The organism is Salinivibrio sp. SS3, from assembly GCF_001722105.1.
Lineage (GTDB): Bacteria > Pseudomonadota > Gammaproteobacteria > Enterobacterales > Vibrionaceae > Salinivibrio > Salinivibrio kushneri.
The window spans coordinates 65,479-73,498 of sequence record NZ_MEBQ01000008.1 but is presented as its reverse complement, the minus strand read 5'-3'; the positions used below and the strand labels follow the sequence as shown (position 1 = coordinate 73,498).

The following is an 8,020-nucleotide window of genomic DNA, read 5'->3' as shown; positions in this document are numbered from 1 at the left end:
TGTGCAGATATGGGGCTACACTAGGTTAGTTGTATGTTTTTGTTTTTGTTTTGCCTGGTACAACAATCATTGGGATGTACACCGCTCTATCGTCGCCAGATGGATAGGTGTCTACGTTTCGCTATCCGTGAAGGTGGCCGTACTGTAGGCGCTGGTGTTGTTGCTAACATCATTGAATAATGATTTGACGAAACACTAGTAAAAAGGGCATCATTTGATGCCCTTTTTCTGCGTTTGACGCTCCTGCTGGTGTGAATTTAGCCAGTAGTTGTTAGCAAGCGCAGAGTTTAGTGATCGTATCGAGCTTTATTGAGGCGTTATGATCACCATGTGCCTTTGCCAAACACTGATTGTGGATGGCTGAAAAGGCACTGCCGTCTATGTAGACTTGTTACAGGTAGAATGTATGAAAGCGAACGCTGAGACCCAATCCGGTTCGATGGACATCCTTAAATGGGGTGTTGTTTTTGTCCTATTGGCCGCAGCCGTGATAGGGAATAGCCTGTACAGTGACGTGTCTGTGGTAGTGCGAGCTGCTGCTGTGGTGGTACTGGTTGCCGCTGCCGGTGGTGTTGCTGCACTCACGATGAAAGGAAAAGCTGCGATCACGTTTGCACGCGAATCGCGTATGGAAGTGCGTAAAGTGATTTGGCCGACCCGCCAAGAGACTTTACAGACATCTCTCATCGTTCTGGCTGTTACTGTCGTTATGGCGCTCATCTTGTGGGGCGTTGACGGAATCATGGTCCGTCTAGTCCGCCTAATCACTGGCGTGTGAGGTAAAAGTACATGAGCGAAGCTCCCAAAAAACGTTGGTATGTGGTCCAGGCTTTCTCTGGTTTTGAAAGCCGTGTAGCGCAGTCATTGCGCGAACATATCAAAATGCACGAAATGGAAGACTATTTCGGGGAAGTCTTGGTGCCAACCGAAGAAGTGGTTGAAATGCGCCAGGGGCAACGTCGCAAGAGCGAGCGTAAATTCTTCCCAGGTTATGTGCTCGTCCAAATGGTGATGAACGATGAATCTTGGCACTTGGTACGCGGTGTGCCACGTGTGATGGGTTTCATTGGTGGCACCTCAGATCGCCCAGCACCTATTTCTGATAAAGAAGCAGACTCTATTCTCAATCGCCTCGAAAAAGCGAGTGAGTCTCCGGTTCACAAAACCGTGTTTGAAGCCGGCGAAGTGGTGCGTGTCACAGAAGGACCGTTTGCAGACTTTAACGGTGTTGTCGAGCAAGTGGACTATGACAAGAACCGCCTTAAGGTGTCTGTCTCAATCTTTGGCCGTGCAACCCCAGTTGAGCTTGAGTTTGGCCAGGTAGAAAAAACCTGATCAAAAAAGCATCATCAACGGTTGGCAAGGGCGCGAAATTTGACTATAATTTCGCGCCCTTTTGTTAAACGGGGAGTTTATCGCAAGATAGACGTCAGTACCCAAAATAAGGTAATTGAATAATGGCAAAGAAAGTAGAAGCTTACATCAAGCTGCAAGTTGCAGCGGGTGCAGCTAACCCATCGCCACCGGTTGGTCCTGCTCTGGGTCAACACGGTGTGAACATCATGGAGTTCTGTAAAGCGTTTAACGCGAAGACCGAATCTATCGAGAAAGGTCTACCAACTCCTGTTGTTATCACTGTATACAGTGACCGTTCTTTCACCTTCGTAACCAAGACTCCACCAGCGGCGATTCTTCTTAAGAAAGCGGCAGGCGTGAAATCTGGTTCAGGTCGTCCGAACACTGAAAAAGTGGGTACCGTGACTGACGCGCAGATCCAAGAGATCGCAGAAACCAAAGCGGCAGACATGACCGGTGCGGACATCGAAGCGATGAAACGCTCCATTGCGGGTACTGCCCGTTCAATGGGCCTGAACGTAGAGGGTTAAGACAATGGCTAAAATGACTAAGCGCATGCGCGTAATCCGCGAAAAAGTTGATGTCACCAAAGAGTACGACATCAACGAAGCCGTTGCTCTACTGAAGGAACTGGCGACTGCAAATTTCGTTGAAAGTGTTGACGTTTCTGTCAACCTTGGCATCGATGCTCGTAAATCAGACCAAAACGTTCGTGGCGCGACCGTACTGCCTAACGGTACAGGCCGTGACATCCGTGTTGCTGTGTTCACACAAGGTGCGAACGCTGACGCGGCGAAAGAAGCCGGTGCGGATATCGTCGGTATGGAAGATCTTGCTGAACAAGTGAAGAAAGGCGAAATGAACTTTGACGTCGTCGTCGCTTCACCAGACGCAATGCGCGTTGTTGGTCAGCTAGGTACCATCCTAGGCCCACGTGGTCTGATGCCAAACCCGAAAGTGGGTACGGTAACCCCTAACGTTGCTGAAGCGGTTAAAAACGCGAAAGCAGGTCAGGTTCGTTATCGTAACGACAAGAATGGCATCATTCATACCACTATCGGTAAAGTAGACTTTGACGCGAACAGCCTGAAAGAAAACCTGGAAGCGCTGTTGGTGGCACTGAAGAAGGCGAAGCCAACTTCAGCTAAAGGTACTTACATCAAGAAAGTTAGCCTTTCAACAACCATGGGTGCTGGCGTGTCTCTCGACCAAAACTCTTTGGAAGCAAGCGTTAACTAATTGCGACTAGCGAGAGAGTCGTTTATACTCTCTCGCTTGACAATTTTATGGCTGAGTTTGCTTCGGCAAACTTCGTCCAAGACCGTAGGCGTTCATTACGAACTTAATCTTCCTACGTAGACGGTGCCAGAACATGATAGATTTCTCGTCTTTCTTGGATCTGCACCGTACAAGCTCTCTCTGCAAAGCTGTAGAGAGTGGTGTTAAACAATCCAGGAGCAAATCCAAATGGCTTTAAACCTTCAAGACAAAAAAGCAATTGTTGCTGAAGTCAACGAAGCTGCCAGTGGAGCCCTGTCTGCAGTAGTTGCTGATTCTCGCGGTGTCGCGGTGGACGCAATGACTTCTCTACGTAAACAAGCGCGTGAAGCGGGCGTTTACATGAAAGTTGTGCGTAACACTCTGGCTCGCCGTGCAGTTGAAGGCACTGAGTATGAGTGTCTGCAAGACACTTTTGTTGGCCCAACTCTGATTGCGTTTTCTAACGAGCACCCAGGTGCCGCTGCGCGTCTTTTCAAAGACTTCGCAAAAGAAAACAAAGAGTTTGAGGTTAAATCTGCTGCATACGAAGGCGCGATCACTGACCCAGAGGTACTGGCGACACTGCCAACGTACGACGAAGCAATTGCACGCCTAATGATGGGCTTGAAAGAAGCTTCTGCCGGCAAGCTGGTTCGTACTATCGCCGCTGTTCGCGATCAAAAAGACGCGGCCTAATCGCCCGTTTAATTTGGTTGCTTAATCCTTTTATTGTTGACTTTAAAGAGAATTGTTATGTCTATCACTAACGAGCAAATCCTAGACGCAATTGCAGACATGTCTGTAATGCAAGTTGTTGAGCTTATCGAAGCTATGGAAGAAAAATTCGGCGTATCAGCGGCAGCAGCCGTTGTTGCTGGCGGTGCGGCTGAAGGCGCAGCGGTTGAAGAGCAAACCGAATTTGACGTTATCCTAACTGAAGCGGGTGCGAACAAAGTAGCTGTTATCAAAGCGGTACGTGGCGCAACGGGTCTAGGCCTGAAAGAAGCGAAAGCGCTTGTTGACGGCGCACCAGCACCTCTGAAAGAAGGTGTTGAGAAAGAAGAAGCTGACGCGCTTAAAGCGCAGCTAGAAGAAGCTGGTGCTTCTGTTGAAGTTAAGTAATTTATACTTAATTTCCTAGCCTGAAAAGGCATTGGCTGGTGGCTAAAAAGCCACCGGCCTTTTTGCGCTGTAGGGCAGTAGTGAAATTTTCACCCCGTTTTATCACTGCTGACCATGCAAAAAAAATCAAAGCAAGCGCTTTGATTTTCCTACACTAAACGGTGGTTGTTTAGTCACTGTCCCTTGTACTGGACAGTTTGGGTCACTTATCAGCGAGCTGAGGAACCCTATGGTTTACTCTTATACCGAGAAAAAGCGTATCCGTAAGGATTTTGGTAAGCGTCCGCAAGTTCTGGACGTGCCATACTTGCTGTCGATCCAGCTTGAATCTTTTAAGAACTTTATCGAGCAGGATCCAGAAGGGCAATACGGTCTTGAAGCTGCCTTTCGCTCTGTCTTTCCAATTCAGAGCTACAACGGCAATTCCGAGCTGCAATACGTTAGCTATCGTCTCGGTGAGCCAGTTTTCGATGTCAAAGAATGCCAAATTCGCGGCGTAACCTATTCGGCCCCACTACGCGTCAAACTGCGCTTGGTGATGTTTGATAAGGATGCCCCGGCTGGTACCGTTAAAGACATCAAAGAACAAGAAGTCTATATGGGCGAAATTCCGCTCATGACTGAAAATGGTACCTTTGTCATCAATGGTACTGAGAGGGTTATCGTATCCCAGCTGCACCGTAGTCCGGGCGTCTTTTTCGACAGCGATAAGGGTAAAACCCATTCCTCAGGAAAAGTGCTATATAACGCACGCGTGATCCCATACCGTGGTTCATGGTTGGATTTCGAATTCGATCCTAAGGATATCGTATACGTTCGTATCGATCGTCGTCGTAAGCTGCCAGCTTCGATTATTCTGCGTGCGCTGGAATACACCACTGAAGAGATTTTGGACCTGTTCTTCGAAAAAGTTGTTTTCGAAGTTAAAGGTAAATCTCTAGTGATGGAGTTGGTACCTGATCGCCTACGTGGTGAAACCGCGAGCTTTGATATCGAAGCGGATGGCAAAGTCTACGTGGAGCAGGGTCGTCGAATCACTGCGCGTCATATCCGTCAGTTGACGAAAGATAACGTTGATCACATCGAAGTACCAGTTGAGTACATTGCGGGCAAGATCTCTGCACGTGAGTACGTCAATCAGGACACTGGCGAAGTGATTGTCTCGGCTAACCAAGAGGTCAGCCTGGAGACACTGGCGCAGTTGTCGCAAGCAGGTCATAAACGTATCGAAACCCTGTTTACTAATGATCTGGACCATGGCCCGTACATGTCAGATACCTTGCGTATCGACAACACCACGGACCGTCTGACGGCGCTAGTTGAAATCTATCGCATGATGCGTCCTGGCGAGCCACCAACGCGTGAAGCCGCCGAGCAACTGTTTGAGAGTCTGTTCTTCTCCGAAGACCGCTATGATTTATCATCTGTGGGTCGTATGAAGTTCAACAGCTCGTTGGGTCGTGACGATCTCACAGGACCTGGCGTACTGAGCAAAGAAGACATCATTGAGGTGATGCGTAAACTGATCCATATCCGTAACGGTATTGGCGAAGTGGACGATATTGATCACCTCGGTAACCGCCGTATTCGCTCTGTGGGTGAAATGGCAGAAAACCAGTTCCGTGTGGGCTTGGTACGTGTAGAGCGTGCAGTAAAAGAGCGTTTGAGCTTGGGCGATCTCGATAACGTGATGCCACAAGACTTGATTAACGCCAAGCCTATCTCTGCGGCGGTGAAAGAGTTCTTTGGTTCGTCTCAGCTGTCACAGTTTATGGATCAAAACAACCCATTGTCTGAGGTCACGCACAAGCGTCGTATCTCTGCCTTGGGTCCAGGTGGTCTGACACGTGAGCGTGCTGGTTTCGAAGTGCGTGACGTACACGCAACGCACTATGGTCGCCTATGTCCGATCGAAACACCGGAAGGGCCGAACATCGGTCTGATTAACTCACTGTCTGCGTTTGCGCGCTGCAACGCTTATGGCTTCCTGGAAACACCTTACCGTAAAGTGGTTGACGGTAAAGTGACGGACCAAATTGATTATCTGTCGGCGATTGAAGAAGGCCATTATGTTATCGCGCAGGCTAACGCTGCGTTGAACGAAGATGGGTCTTTCACCGATGAGCTGATCACCGCGCGTGAAACGGGTGAGTCAGGTTTGCACCCACGCGACCATGTTCAGTATATGGACGTTGCGACTAACCAGGTCGTTTCCGTGGCTGCGTCGCTGATCCCATTCCTTGAGCATGATGATGCGAACCGTGCCTTGATGGGTGCGAACATGCAACGTCAAGCTGTACCAACATTGCGTGCGCAAAAGCCGCTAGTGGGTACGGGTATCGAGCGTAATGTAGCGGTTGACTCAGGGGTGACCGCGGTAGCCAAACGTGGCGGTACCATTCAGTCGGTTGACGCCTCACGTATTGTGGTGAAAGTGAATGAAGATGAATTGGTACCAGGCGAAGCCGGTATCGACATCTACAGCTTGATCAAATACACACGTTCTAACCAGAACACCTGTATTAACCAGCGTCCAACCGTGATGCCGGGCCACGAAGTGGCAAAAGGTGACGTACTGGCTGACGGCCCATCGACTGACTTGGGCGAGCTAGCACTGGGTCAGAACATGCGTATCGCGTTTATGCCGTGGAACGGTTACAACTTTGAGGATTCCATCCTTATTTCTGAGCGAGTGGCTCAGGAAGACCGTTTGACCACTATCCACATCCAAGAGCTGTCTTGTGTGGCGCGTGACACTAAGCTGGGTAGCGAAGAAATCACCGCGGATATTCCAAACGTGGGTGAAGCGGCGCTGTCTAAGCTGGATGAGTCAGGGGTTGTGTATATCGGTGCCGAAGTGAAAGGCGGCGATATCATGGTCGGCAAAGTGACGCCAAAAGGCGAAACGCAACTGACACCAGAAGAGAAGCTGCTGCGTGCCATTTTCGGTGAAAAAGCGTCTGACGTGAAAGACTCGTCACTGCGTGTACCGAATGGTGTGTCTGGTACGGTTATCGATGTACAAGTCTTTACTCGCGATGGCGTAGAAAAAGACAAGCGTGCACTCGAAATCGAAGAAATGCAGCTAAAAGAAGCCAAAAAAGACCTGACCGAGGAGTTCTCTATCCTTGAAGGCGGTCTGATGGCGCGTGTTCGCACACTGCTTTCTCAAGCCGGTTATACCGACAACCAGCTCGACGGCATGGATCGTCAGACCATGTTGACGCAAACGCTGGATGATGAAGCACAGCAAACCCAGCTTGAGCAATTGGCTGAGCAATACGACGAAATCAAAGCCGACTTTGATAAGAAATTCGATACCAAGCGTCGCAAGATCACTCAAGGTGATGACCTTGCCCCAGGCGTGTTGAAGATTGTTAAAGTCTACCTTGCGGTGAAACGTCGCATTCAGCCAGGCGATAAGATGGCCGGTCGTCACGGTAACAAAGGTGTTATCTCTAAGATCAACCCGATCGAAGATATGCCTTACGATGAGTCAGGCGAGCCTGTTGACTTGGTACTGAACCCATTGGGTGTACCTTCGCGGATGAACATCGGTCAGATCCTAGAAACGCACTTGGGTCTGGCGGCGAAAGGTATTGGTGACAAGATCAACCGCATGCTCAAAGAGCAGCAGGAACTGGCGAAATTCCGTGAGTTCTTGCAGAAGGTCTATGATCTGGGTGAGACCCGTCAGGAAGTGGACATCAGTAAACTGACTGACGAGGAAGTTCGCACGTTGATCAATAACCTGCGTGATGGTCTGCCAACCGCATCTCCTGTCTTTGATGGTGCGCCTGAGCCGGTTGTCAAAGAGCTATTGAAACTGGGTGATTTGCCAGAGTCAGGTCAACTTGACCTTTACGATGGCCGCACGGGTGAGAAGTTTGAGCGTCCAGTAACCGTGGGTTACATGTACATGCTGAAACTGAACCACCTTGTTGACGACAAGATGCACGCCCGTTCAACAGGCTCTTACAGCTTGGTCACGCAGCAGCCGCTGGGTGGTAAGGCACAGTTCGGTGGTCAGCGCTTCGGTGAGATGGAAGTATGGGCACTGGAAGCATACGGTGCTGCCTATACCCTGCAAGAAATGCTCACCGTGAAGTCGGATGACGTTAATGGCCGTACCAAGATGTATAAAAACATCGTGGATGGCGACCATCGTATGGAGCCGGGCATGCCGGAATCTTTCAACGTATTGCTGAAAGAAATCCGCTCGTTGGGTATCAACATCGAGCTGGAAGACGAGTAAGCCACGCGCTACTCTCTCCGGTAAGAA

The 8,020-nt window shown here is 49.7% G+C and carries 7 protein-coding genes and 1 pseudogene; all 8 read left to right on the top strand.

Annotated features, from left to right (window positions below):
• Window positions 1-99: 99 nt before the first annotated feature.
• Window positions 100-180 (top strand): annotated as a pseudogene (locus BGL48_RS16605) (hypothetical protein); the annotation flags it as partial.
• Between the two features lie 226 nt (window positions 181-406).
• The gene (gene secE / locus BGL48_RS04605) at window positions 407-778 is read left to right on the top strand and encodes a preprotein translocase subunit SecE (protein ID WP_025674747.1); all 372 of its coding nucleotides are present in this window, start codon (window positions 407-409) and stop codon (window positions 776-778) included.
• An 11-nt stretch (window positions 779-789) separates the two neighbouring features.
• A complete protein-coding gene (gene nusG, locus BGL48_RS04600; protein WP_025744447.1) occupies window positions 790-1,335 on the top strand; it encodes a transcription termination/antitermination protein NusG in 546 nt (181 codons plus the stop codon).
• Window positions 1,336-1,457: 122 nt separating this feature from the next.
• The gene (rplK, locus tag BGL48_RS04595) at window positions 1,458-1,886 is read left to right on the top strand and encodes a 50S ribosomal protein L11 (protein WP_046074509.1); all 429 of its coding nucleotides are present in this window, start codon (window positions 1,458-1,460) and stop codon (window positions 1,884-1,886) included.
• A 4-nt stretch (window positions 1,887-1,890) separates the two neighbouring features.
• Window positions 1,891-2,595: a 50S ribosomal protein L1 gene (rplA, locus tag BGL48_RS04590; RefSeq protein ID WP_069361562.1), complete on the top strand. Its 705-nt coding sequence runs from the start codon at window positions 1,891-1,893 to the stop codon at window positions 2,593-2,595.
• Window positions 2,596-2,823: 228 nt separating this feature from the next.
• Window positions 2,824-3,312, top strand: a complete 489-nt coding sequence (gene rplJ / locus BGL48_RS04585) for a 50S ribosomal protein L10 (RefSeq protein WP_069361561.1) — start codon at window positions 2,824-2,826, stop codon at window positions 3,310-3,312.
• Window positions 3,313-3,369: 57 nt separating this feature from the next.
• Window positions 3,370-3,738 carry a 50S ribosomal protein L7/L12 gene (rplL, locus tag BGL48_RS04580; protein ID WP_069361560.1) on the top strand — a complete coding sequence of 123 codons (369 nt, stop codon included), beginning with the start codon at window positions 3,370-3,372 and terminating at the stop codon, window positions 3,736-3,738.
• A 229-nt stretch (window positions 3,739-3,967) separates the two neighbouring features.
• Window positions 3,968-7,993, top strand: a complete 4,026-nt coding sequence (rpoB, locus tag BGL48_RS04575) for a DNA-directed RNA polymerase subunit beta (RefSeq protein WP_069361559.1) — start codon at window positions 3,968-3,970, stop codon at window positions 7,991-7,993.
• Window positions 7,994-8,020: the final 27 nt, after the last annotated feature.